We start from the raw sequence: 18,889 nt of genomic DNA, 5'->3' as shown, positions 1-18,889 counted from the left end.
TCAGCGCGCTCCTTCCATGACGTGCTCGTACACCTGCTCCCAGGCGCCGGGCGTATTGAAATCGATGTGTTCCGCTTCGGCCTCGGTCATGGCCTTCGTCATCGCGAGGAAGTGCTTGGGCACGACGTGCGTGATGCGCTTGGCGGCCGCGTCCCAGTCCTCGAGCAGCCCCGCGGCGAACGCGGAGCCGGTCTCCTCGGCGTGCTTCTTGACCAGACCCCTGACGAGGTCGGAGGTTTCGGCGTCGAGCGGCTCGAAGAGCAGCGCGCCGGATTCGACGGCCTCCGGGTTGACCTGCTTCATGTCGAGGTCGAGCACGTAGGTGTTGCCTCCGGAGAAGCCGGCGCCGAAGTTGCGGCCGGTCGGGCCGAGCACGACGACGGTGCCGCCGGTCATGTACTCGCAGCCGTGGTCGCCCACTCCCTCGACGACGAACGTGGCGCCGGAGTTGCGCACGGCGAATCGCTCGCCCGCCTTGCCGGCGACGAACATCTCGCCGGAGGTGGCGCCGAAGCCGGTGACGTTGCCCGCGATGACGTCCTCATGCGGATCGAAGGTGATTCCGGCCTCGGGGCGGACGATGAGGCGACCGCCGGACAGGCCCTTGCCCGCGTAGTCGTTGACCTCGCCGTAGACGCGGATGGTCTCGCCGCGCGGGATGAACGCGCCGATGGACTGGCCTCCGGAACCGTGCAGGGTCATGTCGATGGTGTCGTCGGGCAGACCGGGCGCGCCGTAGCGGCGGGTGATCTCGTAGCCGACCATCGTGCCGACCGTGCGGTTGACGTTGCGGATCGGCATCTCGATGCGCACGGGCTCCTTGTGGTCGAGTGCCGGCTCGGCGAGCTCGATGAGCTTGTTGTCGAGCGCCTTCTCCAGCTCGTGGTTCTGCGGCTCGGTGTTGTGCAGGATGGTGCCGGGGACCGGACCGGCCTGCTTGAGCACGTTGGTCAGGTCGATGCCGTCGGACTTCCAGCGCTTGATCGCCTCGTCCTGATCCAGGCACTCGACGTGGCCGACGGCCTCCTCGAGCGTGCGGAAGCCGAGCTGGGCGAGGATCTCGCGCACCTCCTCGGCGATGAACATGAAGAAGTTCACGACGCTTTCGGGCTTGCCGCGGAAGCGGGCCCTGAGCTCCGGATCCTGGGTGGCGATGCCCTGCGGGCAGGTGTTCTTCTGGCAGGCGCGCATCATGACGCAGCCCTCGACGATCAGCGCGGCGGTCGCGAAGCCGAATTCCTCGGCGCCGAGCAGCGCGGCGATGACGACGTCACGGCCGGTCTTGAGCTCGCCGTCGCACTGGACGACGATGCGGGAGCGCAGACCGTTGAGGATCAGAGTCTGCTGCGTCTCGGACAGGCCGATCTCCCACGGGGTGCCCGCGTGGCGGATCGCGTTGAGCGGGGCCGCGCCGGTGCCGCCGTCGTAGCCGGAGATCAGCACCACGTCGGCATGGCACTTGGCCACGCCGGCCGCGATGGTGCCGACGCCGAACTCGGAGACGAGCTTGACGTGGACGCGGGCCTTCGGATTCGCCATCTTCGCATCGTTGATCAGCTGCTTGAGATCCTCGATGGAGTAGATGTCGTGGTGAGGCGGCGGGGAGATGAGCTCGACGCCCGGGGTGGCGTGACGGACCTTGGCGATCCACGGCGGGACCTTGGCGCCCGGCAGGTGGCCGCCCTCGCCCGGCTTGGCGCCCTGGGCGAGCTTGATCTGCAGGTCGGTGGCGTGGACCAGGTAGTCGGAGGTGACGCCGAATCGCGCCGAGGCGATCTGCTTGATGCGGCTGTAGCGCAGCGGGTCCTCGATGCGGTCGTCGGACTCGCCGCCCTCGCCGGAGTTGGAGCGCGCGCCGATCTGGTTCATCGCGATGGCGAGCGTCTCGTGCGCCTCCTGGGAGATGGAGCCGTAGCTCATCGCGCCGGTGGAGAAGCGCTTGACGATCTCGGAGGCCGGCTCGACCTCGGAGATGTCGATCGGCTTGCGGGCGTTGGTGAACTTCATGAGACCGCGCAGCGTCATCAGACGGTTGGAGGTGTCGTCGATGTGGTGCGAGTACTTCTTGAACATGTCGTAGTCGCCGCGCTGGGTCGACTGCTGCAGCAGGAAGATGGCCTCGGGGTCGTTGAGGTGGTCCTCACCGGTGCGACGCCACTTGTAGATGCCGCCCGTACGCAGGTTGCGGTGCGGGGAGGCGGTCCACTGGTTCGGGTAGGCGACTCGGTGGCGGGAGGCGACCTCCTCGGCGATCTCGTCGAGTCCGACGCCGCCCACGCGGGTGGTGGTGCCGGTGAAGTACTCGTCGACGACCTCCTGGCTCAGGCCCACGGCCTCGAACAGCTGGGCGCCGCGGTAGCTCATGATCGTGGAGACGCCCATCTTGGCCATGATCTTGAGCACGCCGACGGAGAGCGCCTTGGTGAGGTTCTTCACGGCGGTGGCCGGGTCGACCTTCACGTAGCCCTCGCGCGAGAGGTTCTCGACGGACTCGAACGCGAGGTACGGATTCACGCAGGCCGCGCCGTAGGCGATGAGGAGGGCCACGTGGTGGATCTCGCGCACGTCACCGGCCTCGACGGCCATGGAGATCTGCGTGCGGGTGTGGCGACGCAGCAGGTGGTGCTGCACGGCGGAGGTGAGCAGCAGGGACGGGATCGGGCCCCACGTGTGGTTGGAGTCGCGGTCGGACAGCACGATGAAGTTCTTGCCGTTGTCGATCGCCTCGTCGATCTCGGCGAAGATCTCGTCAAGACGCTGCTGGAGGGCCTCGCCGCCGCCGGCGACCTGGTACAGGCCCTTGACGACGTACGGACGGTAGTAGCCGCCGAGGATGCGCGCCTTGTCGAGACGCTTGAGCTGGGCCATCTCGTCGGAGTTGATGACCGGCAGCGGGATGAGGATCTTCTTGGCGTGCAGCTCGGAGTCGGTCAGCAGGTTCGGCTCCGGGCCGATCGCGGACTCGAGGCAGGTGACGATCTCCTCGCGCTCCCAGTCGAGCGGCGGGTTGGTGACCTGCGCGAACTTCTGGTGGAAGTAGTCGAACAGCATGCGCGAACGCTTGGAGAGCACCGGCAGCGGGGTGTCGTTGCCCATGGAGCCGAGCGGCTCCTTGCCGGTGTTGGCCATCGGGGTGAGGACGATCTTCAGGTCCTCCTCGGTGTAGCCGAAGGCGCGCTGGCGGCGCTGGACGGACTGGCCGGAGTGGTTGACGTGCTCGCGGGCGGGCAGGTCGCTCATCTCGACGGAGTTGCCCTCGACCCACTTGCGATACGGGTGCTGGGAGGCGAGGGTCTTCTTGATCTCCTCGTCCGGGATGATGCGGCCCTCGGCGGTGTCGACGAGGAACATCTTGCCCGGCTCGAGACGGCCCTTGGACACGATGTGCTCCTGCTCGATCTCAGGCAGGACGCCCGCCTCGGAGGCGAGCACGAGGTAGCCGTCGTCGGTGAGCTGCCAGCGGCCGGGGCGGAAGCCGTTGCGGTCGAGCAGCGCGCCGACCTGGGTGCCGTCGGTGAAGACGATGTCGGCCGGGCCGTCCCACGGCTCGATCAGCGTGTTGTTGTACTCGTAGAAGGCCTTGAGGTCCGGGTCAAGCTGGTCGTTCTTCTCCCATGCCGGCGGCAGCATCATCGAGATGGCGTGCGGCAGGGAGCGGCCGGCGAGGTGCAGCAGCTCGAGGCACTCGTCGAAGGTGCCGGAGTCGGAGTAGCCGGGCGTGGTGATCGGCAGCAGCGGCTCGAACTCGCCGAGTAGCTCGGAGCTCAGGCGGCCCTCGCGGGCGGACAGCCAGTTGCGGTTGCCCTGGATGGTGTTGATCTCGCCGTTGTGGGCGAGCAGACGGAACGGCTGGGCCAGCGGCCAGCTCGGGAACGTGTTGGTGGAGAAGCGGGAGTGCACGATGGCGACGGTGGCCTTCATGCTCTCGTCCACGAGATCCGGGAAGAAGTGGGTCAGCTGCATGGTGGTCAGCATGCCCTTGTAGGTGATGGTGCGGGCGGACAGGGAGGCGAAGTAGACGCCCACCTCGTGCTCGACGCGCTTGCGGATGCGGAAGGTCTTGCGGTCCAGCTCGATACCGGCCAGCCCGCCCTCCGGGTCGGCCACGACGAGCGTCTTGAAGCTCGGCATGGCGGCGAGCGCCTGCAGTCCGAGGCCGTCCGGGTTGGTCGGCACGACGCGCCATGCGAGGACCTCGAGGCCCTCCTCGCGCACGATCTTGGCGATGGCCTGCTCCTGCTGGCCGGAGGTCTCGATGTCGCGGTCGAGGAATGCGATGCCGGCGGCGTAGTGGCCGGCCTCGGGCAGTTCGGCGGGCACGGTGGCGCGCATGAACTCGTCCGGCATGCTCATGAGGATGCCGGCGCCGTCGCCCGTGTTCTCCTCGGCGCCCACGGCGCCGCGGTGGTCGAGGTTGACGAGCACCTCGATGGCGTCCTTGACGATCTTGTGTTCCGGACGCTTGTTGAGCGTGGTGACCATGCCCACACCGCAGGCGTCATGCTCGTTGGAAGGGTCGTACATGCCGTCCGGAGCATGGACCGTGAGATCAAGCGGGGCTTTGAATGTCACCGAAATCACCTCAATTGGATAGCGGGCGCGCGAAAACCGCGCCACTTGGGCAGTTGCTGTTGACAGCGTAGCGTCGCGGTGTGTCACGAACGTTTCGCTGTCCATATACCGAGTCGAGCAAAAAGTCAAGACCCAATTTTACGCAACTCGCCGACTCCGGCGCGCTGAACGCGCTGGGGTCGGACCATATGAGATGTGTGATCGGCAACATCCCGGCCGCATGGTCGCCCGTCGACGCCGATGCGGTCGGGCTCCGGACTCCCCAGCCGACTTCGGACCGGCGTTCACTCCACCGACTTCAAGGCGGCGAGCATATCCACGTTCCTGAGCTGACGGTAGACGACCACGCCGAGCGCGGAGAGCACCGCGGCGACGAGTGCGGCGGGCGCCGCGAACGCCGGCCAGCCGAGGGCGGGGTCGAACATGACCTCGTCCGGCGGAACCTCGGTGATGATGTACCGGTGCAGCCCTGCACCGAAGCCGTATCCGGCGAGGATGCCGAGCGCGGAGAGGACGATGGTCTCGCGGTAGATGTACATCGTCGTCTCGTTCGAGTGGAAGCCGAGCACCTTGATGGTCGACAGCTCCCTGATGCGTTCGGACACGTTGAGGTTGGTGAGGTTGTACAGGATGACCACGGTGAGCATGCCGGCCACGAGCACGAGCACCTCCATGATCTGGTTGAGCGAGTCGACGATCGTGGCGACCTGGTTCTTCATGGTGGTGTTCTGCACCACTCCCCTGACGCCGTCGTTCTCCATGAACCGCGCGCCCTGCCGCTCGGCGTTCTCGATCGAATCGTCCTTGAGCCGCACGAGGTACGCGTTCGACCGGTAGCTCTCGCCGAACACGTGCTCGTAGCCGCCCGACGACATGACCATGAGATGCCCGATGTACATCTCGCTCACGCCGTCGACGCGCACCGAACGTTCGGCGCCGTCCTCGCCGGTGACGCGGATCACGTCGCCGGTCTTCGCTCCGAGCATCGAGGCCATCCTCTCAGAGATGACCGCGCCGCGGTCGGTGAGGATCTGCGGCTTGTGCCCGACGCGCGAACGCAGGGTCACGTAGTCGCCGAGGTTGTACGCGTCGTCGGTGACAAGCAGCGTGATCGACTGCTTGTCGCCCTGTCTGCCGGCGGTCCTGGTGAGTTCCTCGTAGCGGATCGACATCGCCTGGTCCACGGCCTTGTCGGCCATGTCCTTGGCGACGGCGGCGCGCTGCTCGTCGTTGTCGTCGGATTTCTCGGCGACGATCATGTCGTAGTGGATCACCTCGTCGAATTGTCGTTCGCTGATCTGGTTGATCGACCCCTGCACGCCGAGTCCGGCGACGAGCAGCGACACCGCGCCCATCACGCCGAAGATCGTCATGAAGCCGCGCGTCTTGTAGCGGAACAGGTTGCGGGCGGTGACCTTGCGCGTGAAGCTGAGCCGGTTCCAGATGAAGCCGAACCGTTCGAGGAGGATCGTCGACCCGTTCGCCGGGGGCTTGGGCAGCAGGAGCGCCGCCGGCTTGTCCTTCAGTTCGCGCGCGGCGGCGAGCACGGCCGGCACGACGGAGCTCGCCCATGCGAGCAGGAACGCGACCGCGGTGACGACCGGATGGAACTTCAGTTCGATGACCGGCATGGTGAACCCGTCGCTGTACGCGTGGTAGACGATGAGCGGCAGGACGGTGTGGCCGGCCGCGACGCCGAGGATCGTGCCGACGGTGGACGCCGCGAAGCCGTAGACCGTGAACTTCTTGAGGATGTCCGCATCGCCGTAGCCGAGCGCCTTGAGGGTGCCGGAGTTGACGCGTTCCTCGTCGACCATGCGCCCCATCGTGGAGAACGTGACGAGCGCGGCCACGAAGTAGAGGAACACGGGGAAGATCATCGCGAGCTTGCCGACGATGTTCGCGATGATCTCGTACACACGGTAGCCGTTGGACGTGAGCCCCTCGCGCCGGCCGTCGATCGAGTAGGCGGGCACCTCGAGTGTGTCGACCTTCTCGCGGGCGAGCGCGATGTCGTGCTCCGCATCCCTGATCTTCTTCTCGGCGGCGGGTTTCGCGTCGTTGAACTCCTGCAGTTTCTCCTCGTATTCCCCTTCGGCCTTGTCGATGTCGCGTTGGCCTTGGATGAGCTGCGAGGCGCCGGACGATGCGCTGCCGGATGATGCGCCGGACGATGCGGTGGAGACGGCTTGGCCGAGTTCGGTCTGCTTGGCGGCGAGCTGACGGGAGGCTTCGGCGAGCGCTGCCGCGTTCCGCCGGTATTCCTCCGTGCCCTCCTCGAGCTGCGCGGCACCGTCGTTCCACTGCTTCAGGGCGGCGTCGTAGGCGTTCAGCTGGGTGTTGTATTGCGCGACGGCATTGTTGTAGGCGTCGAGGGCCTTGTCGTATTGGGTGTTGACCGTGTCGTATACGCCGCCGGTCAGTCCGCTGGCCGCCCAGCGGGTCAGGAGCGCGCCGGTCCTGTCGAGGACCGGCTTGACCGTTTCGAGGACGGTGCGTGCCGCGTCGAGCTGCGTCTTGGCTTGAGCGAGCTGCCGCCATGACGAGTCGAGCTGCGATTGGCCCTGCGCGAGCTGCTGTGTTCCGGCGATGAGCTGGGTCTGCCCGGCGGTGATCTGGGAGCCGGCGGCGGCGATCTGCGCGAGCGCGCCGGAGAGCTCCGCGGCGGCGGCCGATCCCTGGTCGACGGCGTCGAGTTCGCCCTGGGTGATCCGGTCCTTGGCGGCTTCGATCTGCGTCTTCGCGTCCGCGAGCTGCTGCTCGGAGTCCGCAAGCTGCCGTTTCGCGTCGTCGACCTTGGCCTGCGCCTTGTCGATCTGCGCGCGGCGGTCCTCGCGGATGGAGGCCTCGCGCGCCTTGGGCCGTCCGGCGAGACGCTTGGCGAGCGCTTCCTTGTGCGCCTGCACCCGGTCACGGTAGTCGGTCGTCCAATAGTCGAGCGTCTTCGTGTCGTCGAAGGTCACGCGGCCGATCATCGCCACGTCCGAGTCGAAGGTGGCCGGCACGACCACACCGTAGCCGTCGAGTTCGCCGGTGCCTGCCGTGGACTGTCCCATGTTGAGGTCGGAGACGATCTCGCTGGCGTCGACGAAGCCGACCACGGTGTATTCGGTCCGTCTGAGGATGGTATCGCCGGCGATGTCGGGCGGTTCGGTGACGTTGACGGTGCTGTCGATCGCGTACCGGTCGCGTTCGGCGGAATCGAGCGCGATCTCGCCGGGTTCGGCCGGCAGTCGGCCTTCGATCACGCGGTATCTGGAGACGGCGTCGGGTTTGGAGTAGATGCGCAGACTGTGGTTGCTGCCCTTGATGGTGATGTCCTTGAAGTAGCCGAATTCGGCCTGGCGCACGCCCTCGGTCGAGCGGATGATCGTCTGGTCGTCCCGGCTCAGACCGTAGTCGCTGATGACGGTCACGTCGGCGAGGTTGTGCTCGCCGTAGAAGTCCCTGCCGGTCGCCTGCATGTCGGGTCCGGTGGCGAACAGGCCGACGAGCGCGAACGAGCCGAGCGTCATGAGGCTGACGATCGACAGGAACCGGCCCTTCGATTTGGCGAGGGTGACGCGGATGTCCTTCCACAGCATGCGCTTGCGGACCGGTCCGCCACGACGGTTGCGCGTGCGCCCGGCGGCGTGGGTACGGGAGACCGGGCGGTCCGGTCCGGACGTTCCGGCCGGTTCGGTGAAGTCGGTGAGTTCGGTCATGTTCGCTCACCACTCCAGATCCGCGATGTCCATCGGATGCCCGTTGGTCTCGATGGATTTGACGCGGGCGTCGTGCATGTGGATGACGCGGTCGGCGATGGGCGCGATGGCCGAGTTGTGCGTGACGATGACGACGGTCGCGCCCTTGACGCGGCTCTGGTCCTGCAGGATCCGCAGGACCTGCTTGCCGGTGTTGTAGTCGAGCGCGCCGGTCGGCTCGTCGCACAGCAGGATCTTGGGGTTCTTGGCGACGGCTCGCGCGATGGCGACGCGCTGCTGCTCGCCGCCGGAGAGCTGCGCCGGGAAGTTGTCGATGCGGTCCTTGAGCCCCACGTCGACGAGCGCCTGCACCGGGTCCTGCGCGTCGCGCACGATCTCGGAGGCGAGTTCGACGTTCTCCTTGGCGGTGAGGTTGGCGACGAGGTTGTAGAACTGGAACACGAAGCCGATGTCGTGGCGGCGGTAGTCGGTGAGCTGTCGGGCGGTGTAGTTCGAGATGTCCTTGCCGTCGATGACGACCCGCCCCTCGGAGTTGGCGTCCATGCCGCCCAGGATGTTGAGCACGGTCGATTTGCCGGCGCCGGACGAGCCGAGGATGATGGCGAGCTCGCCCTTCTCGATGCCGAAGCTCACATCGTTGTTGGCGACGATCGTGGTGTCGCCCATGTGGTAGCGCTTGAAACTGTGGATCATCTCGATGTACGCCATCGTCACTGCCTTTCATAATGAACAACATGTTGATTTAACTGCCTGCGATTGTAGAAAAGGCCGAAACGGCGGTCAATGAACGGTTTCGCCCGTTCCGTTCAGTTTGGACACATCGGCGGAAAGTGGCGATTATGCCTGTTAATCGAACAACACGTTGATATAATCGTGGCAGGCATGACGAAACGAGACACGGCATCGAAGGAGGCATCGGCCATGGCCGGCAAACGCAACACAAGGACCGAGGCGAAGATCAAGGCGGCATTCACGACGCTGGTGCAGTCCAAGGGGTTCGACGCGATGACGGTGAGCGACCTCGCGCGCACGGCCGGCATCAACCGCGGCACCTTCTACATGCACTACCTCGACAAGTTCGATCTGCGCCAGCAGCTCATCGACGACACGATCGAGGAGCTGACGACGATCCTCATCGACAACGCCGACCCGGAGGGACGCATCACGTCGAGCGCCACGGGGCGCGCCATCTGCGACGCCTTCCAGGCCGAGTCGATCTCCGCCGCGCTGCGCTACGTACGCGACGACTACGCGTTCTTCAACGCCGTCTCCCGTTCGGGCAACGACATGCAGCTCTACGACAAGCTCAAGAAGGTGCTGAAGCAGCTGATCGTCGCACAGGCGAAGCGGTTCGGCGCCGACCCGCAGGCCTCATACAACGGCATCCCCGCCGACTACGCGATGGAGATCCTCGTTTCGGCGGTCTCCTCGATCATCTGGCTGTGGATCCGCCGCGGCTGCAAGGAGACGCCCGAGGAGATCTGCCGCATCATCGAGATCAACAAGACCACCGCCCCCATCGACGTGCTGTGGTGAGGGCGGGGACGGAATCATCAGATGTATGACGGACGGTCCGTCGCCTCACTGACGCCCCTTGCGGCGTCGCGGGGCGAGGGCCGCGGGACCATGCTGCCCAAAGGCGAACAGGAGCGCGCGCATGCCGCCGATGCGCGGGTCGGGGCGGAGCCCGCGCGCGATGCGGCGCATCTGCAGTTCGAACCAGCTGATGACGAGAATGCCGCCGAACGCCTTGTCGAGCGGTTTGATGCCGGTCGTCACGCGCGGCAGTTCGACGGAACCGTCCCACCGGTCGCGGATGATGCGGTTCGGCAGGTCGGGTACGAGCGCGAGCGGCCGCGCGATGCCGATCATCTGTGTGATGCCCTCGTCGAGCGCCCGTTCCATGTCGCGCGCGTTGCGGAAGCCGCCGGTCAGGGCGACCGGCACGGTCAGCTCGCCCTTGATCCGGCGGGCGAAGTCGGTGAAGTAGACGCCGCGTCGGCGGTCCTCGGCCGCGCCGCCGTTGGTCTGGATGACCGGCTTGGCGTAGGTGCCGCCGGAGATATCGATGAGGTCGACGCCGCGCCGTTCCAGCTGCTTCATGACCCAGATGGACTCCTCCTCGCTGAAGCCGCCCGGCACGCCGTCCCGCGCGTTGACCTTGACGACGATCGGCACGTCGGACGAGTTGAGTTTGACCGCCACGGGGAAGTCGGGGCCGACGGCCTCGCGCACCGCGTCGAATACCTCGAACAGGAATCGGGCGCGGTGCTCGATGTCGCCGCCGTATTCGTCGGTGCGCCGGTTGTCGAGCGGCGAGAGGAACTGGTTGATGAGGTAGCCGTGCGCCGCGTGGATCTCCACGCCGGTGAAGCCCGCCTTCTTCGCGATACGGGCGGTGTTGGCGAACCGGCGGACGATGTCGCGGATCTGCTCGCACGTGAGCTCGGTGGGCTCGGCGAAGAACCTGCCGTAGTCGCCGTCGACCTTGCCGGTGCTCGGGGCGAGCGGATGCGGATTGATGGTGATGGGCGACTGCCTGCCGGGGTGGTTGATCTGCATCCAGCAGTGCGCGCCGTTCCCGGTGCCGGCCGCCGCCCATCGACGCAGCATGTTCAGGTCGCGCTCGTCCTCGACGGCGACGTTGCCGGGCTCGCCGAGCTGGGTGCGGTCGACCATCACGTTGCCAGTGACGAGCACACCGGCCCCTCCCTGCGCCCATGCACGATAGAGGCGCACGTGGGCTTCGGTCGGCGCGCAGTCGCGGCCGGCGAGCGCCTCGTTCATCGCGGATTTGTAGAACCGGTTCCTGACCGTCACCCCGCAGGGCAGGGTCAGCGGTTCGGCGAGCGACGGTGTCTTCGTGTCCTTTGTCATGATTTCTACCTTTTCATACGTCCATGTTTGTACAGTTGTCTAAATTAGCATAAAGTTTGACAACTGCAAAATTCTGGACGATGGGATATGCTGAACAATCATGAAGAAGGACCTCAACGCCAAACTCACGAGGGGCGCGCAGCGCACGCTCGATGCGTTCTTCGACGCGACGACCGGACTGCTGGCGACCACGTCGTTCACCGACATCAGCGTCAATGCGCTGTGCGAGCGCGCCGGGTACCCGCGCGCCACGTTCTACAACTACTTCGAGGACCGTGATGATCTGCTCAATTACTGTTGGACGGCGTTGTCCGATCAGGCGAATCTCTCGGATCTGGCGTCATCGGAACCGGAGCATCGCGTGGACACGGCGCTCGACGCGATGGCCGATCTGCTGGAGTCCAACGCGGAGCTGCTGCGAGCGGTACTGGAGCACAATCCGCCCGAGGGACCGCTGTTCTCCAGCCTGCACATGTTCATCGAGGGGCGGGCGCACGAGATCATGCGCACCTGCGTCGACCGCGATCGGTTCGATCTGCCGGCCGACCTCATCGCCGACCATTACGCGAATACGGTGATGCTCGTCCTCGACTGGGCGTATCTGCGCGGCCACACGCTCACCCGCGAGCAGCTCCATGCCTACGCGCACACGCTGCTGGGCGGCGTGGAGTGATGGTCACGGCCGCCCACGTACCGCGGTCCGTCAGGCCGCGCGACGCTCACCATCGCCGCGCAGGAACACCAGCGGGATGACGATCAGCGGGACAGCGCACGCGCCCATGGCCAGATATGTCAGGTTCAGGCCGTGCATGTCCGCCGCCGCCATGGTCATACCGCCGGCGTGCGCGGACGCCGCCAGCGCGGTCATCATCCCGACGAACACGGCCTGGCCGATCGCGCCGGCGATGGTGCGCAGCGCGGTGAGCAGCGCGTTCGCGTCGGCGAGACGCCCCTTCCCCGCGGCGCCGGTGCCCCAGGTGACCAGCGGCATCATCAGGCAGCCGATCGCGAGCGAGCGCGCCACGTTGATCGCCGAGGCCGCCCAGATCGAGGCAGACAGCGGCAGGACCCCCATGCACAGGTTGCTGGCGGTCAGACAGACGCCGCCGATGAGGAACAGCCGCCGCACGCCGAACCGGTCGTACAGTCTGCCAGCCATCGGGCTGATGACCGCCATGGCGAGCGAGCCGGGCAGGCTCACCAGGCCGGCCATCGATGCCGAACCGCCCTTGATGGTCTGCACGTACAGCGGCAGCATCACCGACGATCCCATCATCGCGAAGTACAGCAGCATGCTGCCGATCACACTCAGCGCGAACCCGCGGCGGCGCAGGATGCGCACGTCGAGGAACGGACGTTCGCGCCTGAGCTGCAGCGCCACGAACCACACGGACGCCGCGACGCCCAGCGCCAGCGGCGGCAGGACCGCCATGCTCGTGAACGGCATGGAGCCGATGTTGCCGATGCCGAGCGTCACGCCGCCGAACGCGACGATGCTCACTGCGAAGGACAGGACGTCGAAGGAGCGCCTCGACGTCCTCAGCACGTTGTCGAACACGAGGCACGCCGCGATCAGCGACACCGCCATCACGCCGACCACCAGGTAGAAGACCGACCGCCAGCCGAACGCGTCGACCATCAGTCCGGACAACGTCGGCGCGATCACCGGCGTGACGCCGACCGCGAGCCCGTACCAACCCATGATCGTGCCTCGGCTGTCCGGATAGATGGTCATGAGCACGACCTGCGCCATCGCCATAAGCAGTCCGTTGCCGCACGCCTGCACGACGCGGCCGACCATGATGACGGCGAACGGCACCGGCGCCACGCAGATCAGCGAGCCGACGATGAACAACGCGGCGCCGGCGAGGTACAGCGGCTTGGTCGGGAACCGGGTGATGAGGAACGCGGTCAGAGGCATGACGATGCCCATGGCGAGCGAATAGCCGCTGGTGAGCCACTGGCCGGTCTGCATGCTGACGCCCAGATCGGCCACGATGGGCGGCAGGGCCGTGGTGAGCGCCGTGGCCATGACGGTGGTGGCGATGCACGAGAGCATGATGTTGACGAAGATGAGCGTGCGTCGGCGGTCGCTCAATGCGGCCGGTTCCGCGGTGGACATGGTGTTGCTGCGCATGATAGACGTCTCTTCCTGCTGAGAATTCACTGTGATGCCGGTGTCGTGCGATCGCACGTCATGGGATCGGCTCCGGCCGTCCCGGTCATTGCGCGACGATGGACTAGGCCCCACGCTCGTCGAGCTCGCGGTAGTGACGTCTGATTGCGGTGAGGATCTCGCCGAATTGCTCCCGCTGATCCTCGCTGAGCGCCGCCAGCAGTTCGCCGGACGCGTCGTTGCCCGCGGACCGCCGACGCATCGCCTCGGCCATGCCCTCCCCCGTGAGCGAGACCATGTAGGTGCGCCCGTCCTCGGGATGCGGGGTGCGCGAGACCCATCCGCGCGACTCCATCTTGCCGAGCAGTTCGCTCATCGACGCCGATCGTATGCCCAGGATCGCCGCGAGACGACGCTGGCTGACCGGTCCGAGACCGCTGAGGGTGAGCAGGCAGCGCGACTGGCCGCTGCCATGCGCGAGAACGTCGTTGCTGCGCACCTCCCGCTGATGGCTGGCGCGTGCCACGTCATGGAACAGTTCCACCAGTTCCCGGTCGTCCATCGGCATGGCCGCGGCCTCCTTCATCACGACATTTTGCTAGGCACCTTGCAAATAATACAAGGTACCTAGCAAAATGCAAGTCATCGTGCTTCACACGCCGGCGAGGTCGAATACGCGTTCGATGACGGCGTCGTTGAGCAGACGTCCCCTGCGTGTGGGGACGACGCGGGAGCGCCCCGTGGAATCGGTCTCGATGACGACGAGCCCCTCGTCGGCCATCGGCCGCAGCCGTGCGGCATCGACGGGCCTCAGCGAGGTGGAGCCGTCCGATTCGCGCGCGGAGACGATGACTCGGTTGATGCGGTCCAGATCGAGGCCTTCGCGGATGCGCAGACCGAGCATGATGAGCTCCTCGAGGTTCTCCCCCGCGGTGATCTCCTCGCTTCCCGCCCACGGGATGCGGCCCTCGTTGAGGGCGACGCCCCACAGACGCGGGTGGGCGATGTCCCATGCGCGCAGGGCGTGCGCCGCGGCGTCGCCTCCGGAGGAGACGGCGTTGTAGTGCGAGTGCGCGCCGGGACCGAGACCGGCCCAGTCGACGTTCCTCCAGTAGCCGAGGTTGTGCCGGCTCTCGTATCCCGGCTTCGCCCAGTTGGAGACCTCGTACCATGAGAGTCCGGCGGCCGTGAGCAGGTCGTCGGCGATCTCGTATTTGGCGGCCTCGTCGTCGTCGTCCGGTCTGGGCAGCGTGCCGGCGGCGATCCGACGCCCCATCTTCGTGGTCGGTTCGACGGTCAGGGCGTAGGCGGAGATGTGGTTGACGCCGAGGTCGATAGCGGTGCGCACCGAGGTGCGCCAGTCGTCGAGGCTTTCCCCCGGCGCGCCGTAGATGAGGTCGACGCTGGAGCGCAGTCCGGCCTTGTCCGCCGCCTTGACGCCGGCGACGACGTTCTCGGGCGTATGCGTGCGGTCGAGGGTCTTCAGCACATGCGGCACGGCGGACTGCATGCCGAAGGAGATGCGGGTGAAGCCGCCTTCGGCCAGACGGTTGATGTAGTACTCGTTGACGGTGTCCGGGTTCGCCTCGGTGGTGATCTCGGCATCCGGCGCAACGCCCCATGTCGAACGGATGGCGTCAAGCATCGCGACGAGGTCGTCCGCGGACAGGATGGTGGGTGTGCCGCCACCGAAGAACACGGTGTCCACCGGTGGCTCGGCGACGCCGTGCGTCTCCTGCCATTCACGCACGAGACCCATCTCGCGGATGACCATATTGGCGTAGTTGCCGCGAGAGGCGCCGGCGCCGAGGTCCACGGCCGTATAGGTGTTGAAGTCGCAGTATCCGCAGCGCCGCAGGCAGAACGGCACATGGATGTAGAGCTCGTAGGTCATTCGGGCATACCTTCCGCATTTCCTAGGCACATTCCGCATTTCCTAGGCAGGTGCCTGCCGTCAACGACATGAGGAAACCATGATTCCGGCGCCGCTATCCACCGGCACCTGCCTAGGAAACGAAAAAACTGCCTAAGTTGTGAATTCAGCCTTATGCAATCAGCCTTCGGTCTTCTGCGCGGCACGGATCTTGTCCTTGGTGTCGCGGTCGTTGGAGTCCTCACCGGTGGACAGGGCGGCGATGAACGCCTCCTGCGGCACCTCGACGTGGCCGAGCATCTTCATGCGCTTCTTGCCGGCCTTCTGCTTCTCGAGCAGCTTGCGCTTGCGGGTGATGTCGCCGCCGTAGCACTTGGCGAGCACGTCCTTGCGCAGGGCGCGGATGTTCTCGCGGGCGATGATGCGCGAGCCGATCGCGGCCTGGATCGGGATCTCGAACTGCTGGCGCGGGATGAGCTCGCGCAGCTTCTTCGTCATCATCACACCGTACGAGTACGCCTTGTCGCGGTGCACGATGGCGCTGAACGCATCGACCTTCTCGCCCTGGATGAGGATGTCGACCTTGACGAGGTCGGCGGACTGCTCGCCGTCCTCGTGGTAGTCGAGCGAGGCGTAGCCCTTGGTGCGGGACTTCAGCTGGTCGAAGAAGTCGAAGACGATCTCGGCGAGCGGGATGCGGTAGTGCATCTCGACGCGGTCGGTGGAGATGTACTCCATCGTGCCCATCTGTCCGCGATGGTCCTGACACAGGTCCATGACCGCACCGATGAACTCCTTGGGGGTGATGATGTCGGCGGCGACCATCGGTTCGACGATCTTCTTGATCTTGCCGTCCGGGAACTCGCTCGGGTTGGTGACGTGATGCTCGGAGCCGTCCTCGGCGGTCACGTCGTAGGTGACGTTCGGGGCGGTCTGGATGAGGTCGAGGCCGAACTCGCGCGAGAGTCGCTCGTTGACGATCTCCATGTGCAGCAGGCCGAGGAAGCCGCAGCGGAAGCCGAAGCCCAGCGCGACGGACGTCTCCGGGGTGTAGATGAGGGCGGCGTCGTTGAGCTTGAGCTTGTCAAGAGCGTCGCGCAGTTCGGGGAACTGGGCGTTGTCGATCGGGAACAGACCGGCGTACACCATCGGCTTCGGGTCGCGGTATCCGGGCAGGGGCTCGGCGGCGGGGCGGACGGCGGAGGTCAGGGTGTCGCCGACCTTGGACTGGCTTACGTCCTTCGCGCCGGTGATGATGTAGCCGACCTCGCCGGCGCCGAGCGCCTTGGTGCGGGTCATGTCGGGGCTGATGACGCCGATCTCGATGGGGTCGTGCGTCATGCCGATGCCCATCATGTGCACCTTCTCGCGGTCATGCAGCTCGCCGTCCTCCATACGGATGTAGGTGACGATGCCGCGGTACGAGTCGTACACGGAGTCGAAGATGAGCGCTCGCGCAGGGGCGTCCGGATCGCCGTGGGGCGCGGGCACCTCCATGACGATCCGGTCGAGCAGGTCGGCGACGCCCTCGCCGGTCTTGCCGGAGACGCGCAGCACATCACTCGGCTCGCAGCCGATGAGGTTCGCGATCTCCTCGGCGTGCTTCTCCGGTTCGGCGGAGGGCAGGTCGATCTTGTTGAGCACCGGGATGACGGTGAGGTTGTGGTCGATGGCCATGTACAGGTTGGACAGCGTCTGCGCCTCGATGCCCTGCGTGGCGTCGACGAGGAGGACCGCGCCCTCGCATGCGGCCAGCGCACGGGACACCTCGTAGGTGAAGTCGACGTGGCCGGGGGTGTCGATCATGCCGAGCGTGTACTCGGTGCCGTCGAAGGTCCACGGCACGCGTACGGCCTGCGACTTGATGGTGATGCCGCGCTCCTGCTCGATGTCCATGCGGTCGAGGAAGCGGTCGCGCATCTCGCGTTCGGGCACGATGCCGCTCAACTGCAGGATGCGGTCGGCCACGGTGGACTTGCCGTGGTCGATGTGCGCGATGATGCAGAAATTACGAATCAACGACTGATCGGTGGAACCGGGCTGGTTGTGCGGGCTGACCACTGAACGTGCCTCCTACTTACTCAGGTCAAACGAAACCAGTGTACTCGACGCGAAAGACCCCGCGAACCGAACGGGTTCACGGGGTCTTCACGCGAATTCGTCGCCGTCTACGGGCGACTCATGATCACAGGGCGTTGATCGCGACGGCGAGGCCGGACTTGCGGTTCGCGGCCTGGTTCTTGTGGATCACGCCGGCGCCGGCGGCCTTGTCGAGCTTCTGGGCGGCGACCTTGAAGGCGGCCTCGGCGGCGGCCTTGTCACCGGACTCGATGGCCTTGCGGGTGTTGCGGATCGCGGTCTTCAGCGCGGACTTGACGGCCACGTTGCGCTGGTGCGCCTTCTCGTTGGTGATGACGCGCTTCTTCTGCGACTTGATGTTTGCCAATGTAACTCCAAACGACGTTTGCTATAAGGACATACGAGACGTAGATGATAGCACGCGGCGCGGATAAACCCCTCCCCGGATGCGCCTGGGGCCGCCCGGGCGTGTCCGTCTTCCGGCGGCAGCGACCCGACGATGCGGAACCGGGACCATGGGCACACCGTCTGACCGCGCCTCCCGCGTTCCGGGACGGATCAGACGTGTTCGTCCTCCCGGCTCCCGTCGCCGCGACGGTCCCGCCCACCGGCATGACTTCCCGTCGAAGGCCCCGACCGGTGCGGGGTGATGTCCGGACGCCTGAGATATCGGGCCTCGCCGGGCAGGTAGACGTTGTGACGTTCCATCGCGCCGGGGAACGTGATGTTGAAGATCACCGACGACAGGCGCATGCCGACGATCAGCGCGATGATGACCAGATCGAGCGCGATCTCCTGCTCGACGTTGAGAAGCCCGGCCATGCGCCCCTTGCACACGAAGACGTCGAGGATGCATCCGACTGCCGAGGGCACGGCGTACCAGTGCTTGTCGCGGATGATCATCGGCACGTCGTTGAGGAGCATGTCGCGCACGAGACCGCCGCCCAGAGCCGTGGCCATGCCGAGGAAGACCGACGTCATGCCCGAGGAGCCCAGATACATGGCCTTGGACGTGCCGATCACGGCGAACAGGCCCAACGCCAAGGCGTCGAGCGTGAGCATCGACCATTTGAGCTTGTCGACCTCGAGATGGAGCACGGCGATGGCGATTCCCGAGACGAGGGCGGCTATCACGGACCACCGGTCGGTGATGCCGACGGGCGGCACCTCGAGCAGCACGTCACGCAGCACGCCGCCGCCCAACGCGGTCAGCCACGCGGTGACGAGGATGGCGAACAGGTCGTACTCCTTGTGCACGGCCGCGAGTCCTCCGACCAGTCCACAGCAGAACACCGCGAGATACTCCACCCCCATGAAGAACATGTTGCTCTCCAACGCCAGCTGCATGGTCTTCTCCCCTCTCCCCCGAACACCTCGGGGAAACCACGCAACAAGCTACCACAGCTATAAAGCGCCATGCGACACCGAGCCGCCACACGCAGTTCCGCTCGGGTCCACATGCGCGGACGGCTTCCCTTCAGCGAGGGGAGCCATCGCCCCTCGCCGCTTCCGGGTTATAGGCCAAAATGTGTGTCTGTTTCGGCTTGTGAGGCCTTGTGCTGATTGGCGTTTCGCTGGTTTGAATGTGGTTGCCGGGACTTTCAAGGCCGGCCAGAATGTGTGTCCGCAATGGGCTGCGAGGCCTTGCGGCGCAAGGCTTTTGTGGAG

The 18,889-nt window shown here is 66.0% G+C and carries 12 protein-coding genes; 2 read left to right on the top strand and 10 right to left on the bottom strand.

Going from position 1 to position 18,889, the window contains the following annotated elements; genetic code table 11:
• The 3 genes from gltB to JS528_RS00050 all read right to left on the bottom strand — a co-directional run bounded on the left by gltB (position 1) and on the right by JS528_RS00050 (position 8,984).
• Positions 1 to 4,572: a glutamate synthase large subunit gene (gene gltB, locus JS528_RS00060; protein WP_214357074.1), complete on the bottom strand. Its 4,572-nt coding sequence runs from the start codon at positions 4,570 to 4,572 to the stop codon at positions 1 to 3.
• A gap of 284 nt (positions 4,573 to 4,856) precedes the next feature.
• On the bottom strand, positions 4,857 to 8,276 hold the full coding sequence (locus JS528_RS00055; protein ID WP_240541213.1) for an ABC transporter permease: 3,420 nt from the start codon (positions 8,274 to 8,276) through the stop codon (positions 4,857 to 4,859).
• 6 nt (positions 8,277 to 8,282) lie between these two features.
• A complete protein-coding gene (locus JS528_RS00050) occupies positions 8,283 to 8,984 on the bottom strand; it encodes an ABC transporter ATP-binding protein (RefSeq protein WP_214357073.1) in 702 nt (233 codons plus the stop codon).
• 174 nt (positions 8,985 to 9,158) lie between these two features.
• Here JS528_RS00050 and JS528_RS00045 point away from each other — a divergent pair, with 174 nt between their 5' ends.
• A complete protein-coding gene (locus JS528_RS00045; RefSeq protein ID WP_240541212.1) occupies positions 9,159 to 9,812 on the top strand; it encodes a TetR/AcrR family transcriptional regulator in 654 nt (217 codons plus the stop codon).
• Between the two features lie 45 nt (positions 9,813 to 9,857).
• Here JS528_RS00045 and JS528_RS00040 read toward each other — a convergent pair whose 3' ends face one another.
• Positions 9,858 to 11,153 carry an NADH:flavin oxidoreductase/NADH oxidase family protein gene (locus tag JS528_RS00040; protein WP_214357072.1) on the bottom strand — a complete coding sequence of 432 codons (1,296 nt, stop codon included), beginning with the start codon at positions 11,151 to 11,153 and terminating at the stop codon, positions 9,858 to 9,860.
• 100 nt (positions 11,154 to 11,253) lie between these two features.
• On the opposite strand from JS528_RS00040, the gene JS528_RS00035 reads away from it, so the two are divergent.
• Positions 11,254 to 11,826: a TetR/AcrR family transcriptional regulator gene (locus tag JS528_RS00035; protein WP_214357071.1), complete on the top strand. Its 573-nt coding sequence runs from the start codon at positions 11,254 to 11,256 to the stop codon at positions 11,824 to 11,826.
• A gap of 30 nt (positions 11,827 to 11,856) precedes the next feature.
• Here JS528_RS00035 and JS528_RS00030 read toward each other — a convergent pair whose 3' ends face one another.
• The 6 genes from JS528_RS00030 to JS528_RS00005 form a co-directional block, all read right to left on the bottom strand.
• Entirely contained in the window at positions 11,857 to 13,290 is a 1,434-nt protein-coding gene (locus JS528_RS00030; protein ID WP_214357070.1) for a DHA2 family efflux MFS transporter permease subunit, read from the bottom strand.
• Positions 13,291 to 13,393: 103 nt separating this feature from the next.
• The gene (locus tag JS528_RS00025; RefSeq protein WP_240541211.1) at positions 13,394 to 13,837 is read right to left on the bottom strand and encodes a MarR family winged helix-turn-helix transcriptional regulator; all 444 of its coding nucleotides are present in this window, start codon (positions 13,835 to 13,837) and stop codon (positions 13,394 to 13,396) included.
• A gap of 84 nt (positions 13,838 to 13,921) precedes the next feature.
• Positions 13,922 to 15,163 (bottom strand): radical SAM family heme chaperone HemW, encoded by a 1,242-nt coding sequence (gene hemW / locus JS528_RS00020; protein ID WP_214357069.1) that lies wholly within the window; start codon positions 15,161 to 15,163, stop codon positions 13,922 to 13,924.
• Between the two features lie 159 nt (positions 15,164 to 15,322).
• Positions 15,323 to 17,203 (bottom strand): translation elongation factor 4, encoded by a 1,881-nt coding sequence (gene lepA / locus JS528_RS00015; protein WP_214357068.1) that lies wholly within the window; start codon positions 17,201 to 17,203, stop codon positions 15,323 to 15,325.
• Positions 17,204 to 17,327: 124 nt separating this feature from the next.
• Positions 17,328 to 17,588, bottom strand: coding sequence for a 30S ribosomal protein S20 (gene rpsT, locus JS528_RS00010; protein WP_214357067.1), 261 nt, complete (start codon positions 17,586 to 17,588; stop codon positions 17,328 to 17,330).
• A gap of 191 nt (positions 17,589 to 17,779) precedes the next feature.
• A complete protein-coding gene (locus JS528_RS00005; protein WP_214357066.1) occupies positions 17,780 to 18,568 on the bottom strand; it encodes a trimeric intracellular cation channel family protein in 789 nt (262 codons plus the stop codon).
• Between the last annotated feature and the right edge of the window lie 321 nt (positions 18,569 to 18,889).

The organism is Bifidobacterium santillanense, assembly GCF_018555385.1.
In the GTDB taxonomy this organism is placed as follows: Bacteria; Actinomycetota; Actinomycetes; order Actinomycetales; family Bifidobacteriaceae; genus Bifidobacterium; species Bifidobacterium santillanense.
This window is presented reverse-complemented; position numbering and strand designations above follow the sequence as displayed.

What these genes read in the sequence shown, in the direction of transcription:
- JS528_RS00040 (WP_214357072.1), bottom strand. Translation starts at nt 11,153, where the DNA reads ATGACAAAGGACACGAAGACACCGTCGCTCGCCGAACCGCTGACCCTG.
- JS528_RS00055 (WP_240541213.1), bottom strand. Translation starts at nt 8,276, where the DNA reads ATGACCGAACTCACCGACTTCACCGAACCGGCCGGAACGTCCGGACCG.
- JS528_RS00025 (WP_240541211.1), bottom strand. Translation starts at nt 13,837, where the DNA reads ATGCCGATGGACGACCGGGAACTGGTGGAACTGTTCCATGACGTGGCA.
- JS528_RS00035 (WP_214357071.1), top strand. Translation starts at nt 11,254, where the DNA reads ATGAAGAAGGACCTCAACGCCAAACTCACGAGGGGCGCGCAGCGCACG.
- hemW (WP_214357069.1), bottom strand. Translation starts at nt 15,163, where the DNA reads ATGACCTACGAGCTCTACATCCATGTGCCGTTCTGCCTGCGGCGCTGC.
- JS528_RS00005 (WP_214357066.1), bottom strand. Translation starts at nt 18,568, where the DNA reads ATGCAGCTGGCGTTGGAGAGCAACATGTTCTTCATGGGGGTGGAGTAT.
- JS528_RS00050 (WP_214357073.1), bottom strand. Translation starts at nt 8,984, where the DNA reads ATGGCGTACATCGAGATGATCCACAGTTTCAAGCGCTACCACATGGGC.
- JS528_RS00045 (WP_240541212.1), top strand. Translation starts at nt 9,159, where the DNA reads ATGACGAAACGAGACACGGCATCGAAGGAGGCATCGGCCATGGCCGGC.
- JS528_RS00030 (WP_214357070.1), bottom strand. Translation starts at nt 13,290, where the DNA reads ATGCGCAGCAACACCATGTCCACCGCGGAACCGGCCGCATTGAGCGAC.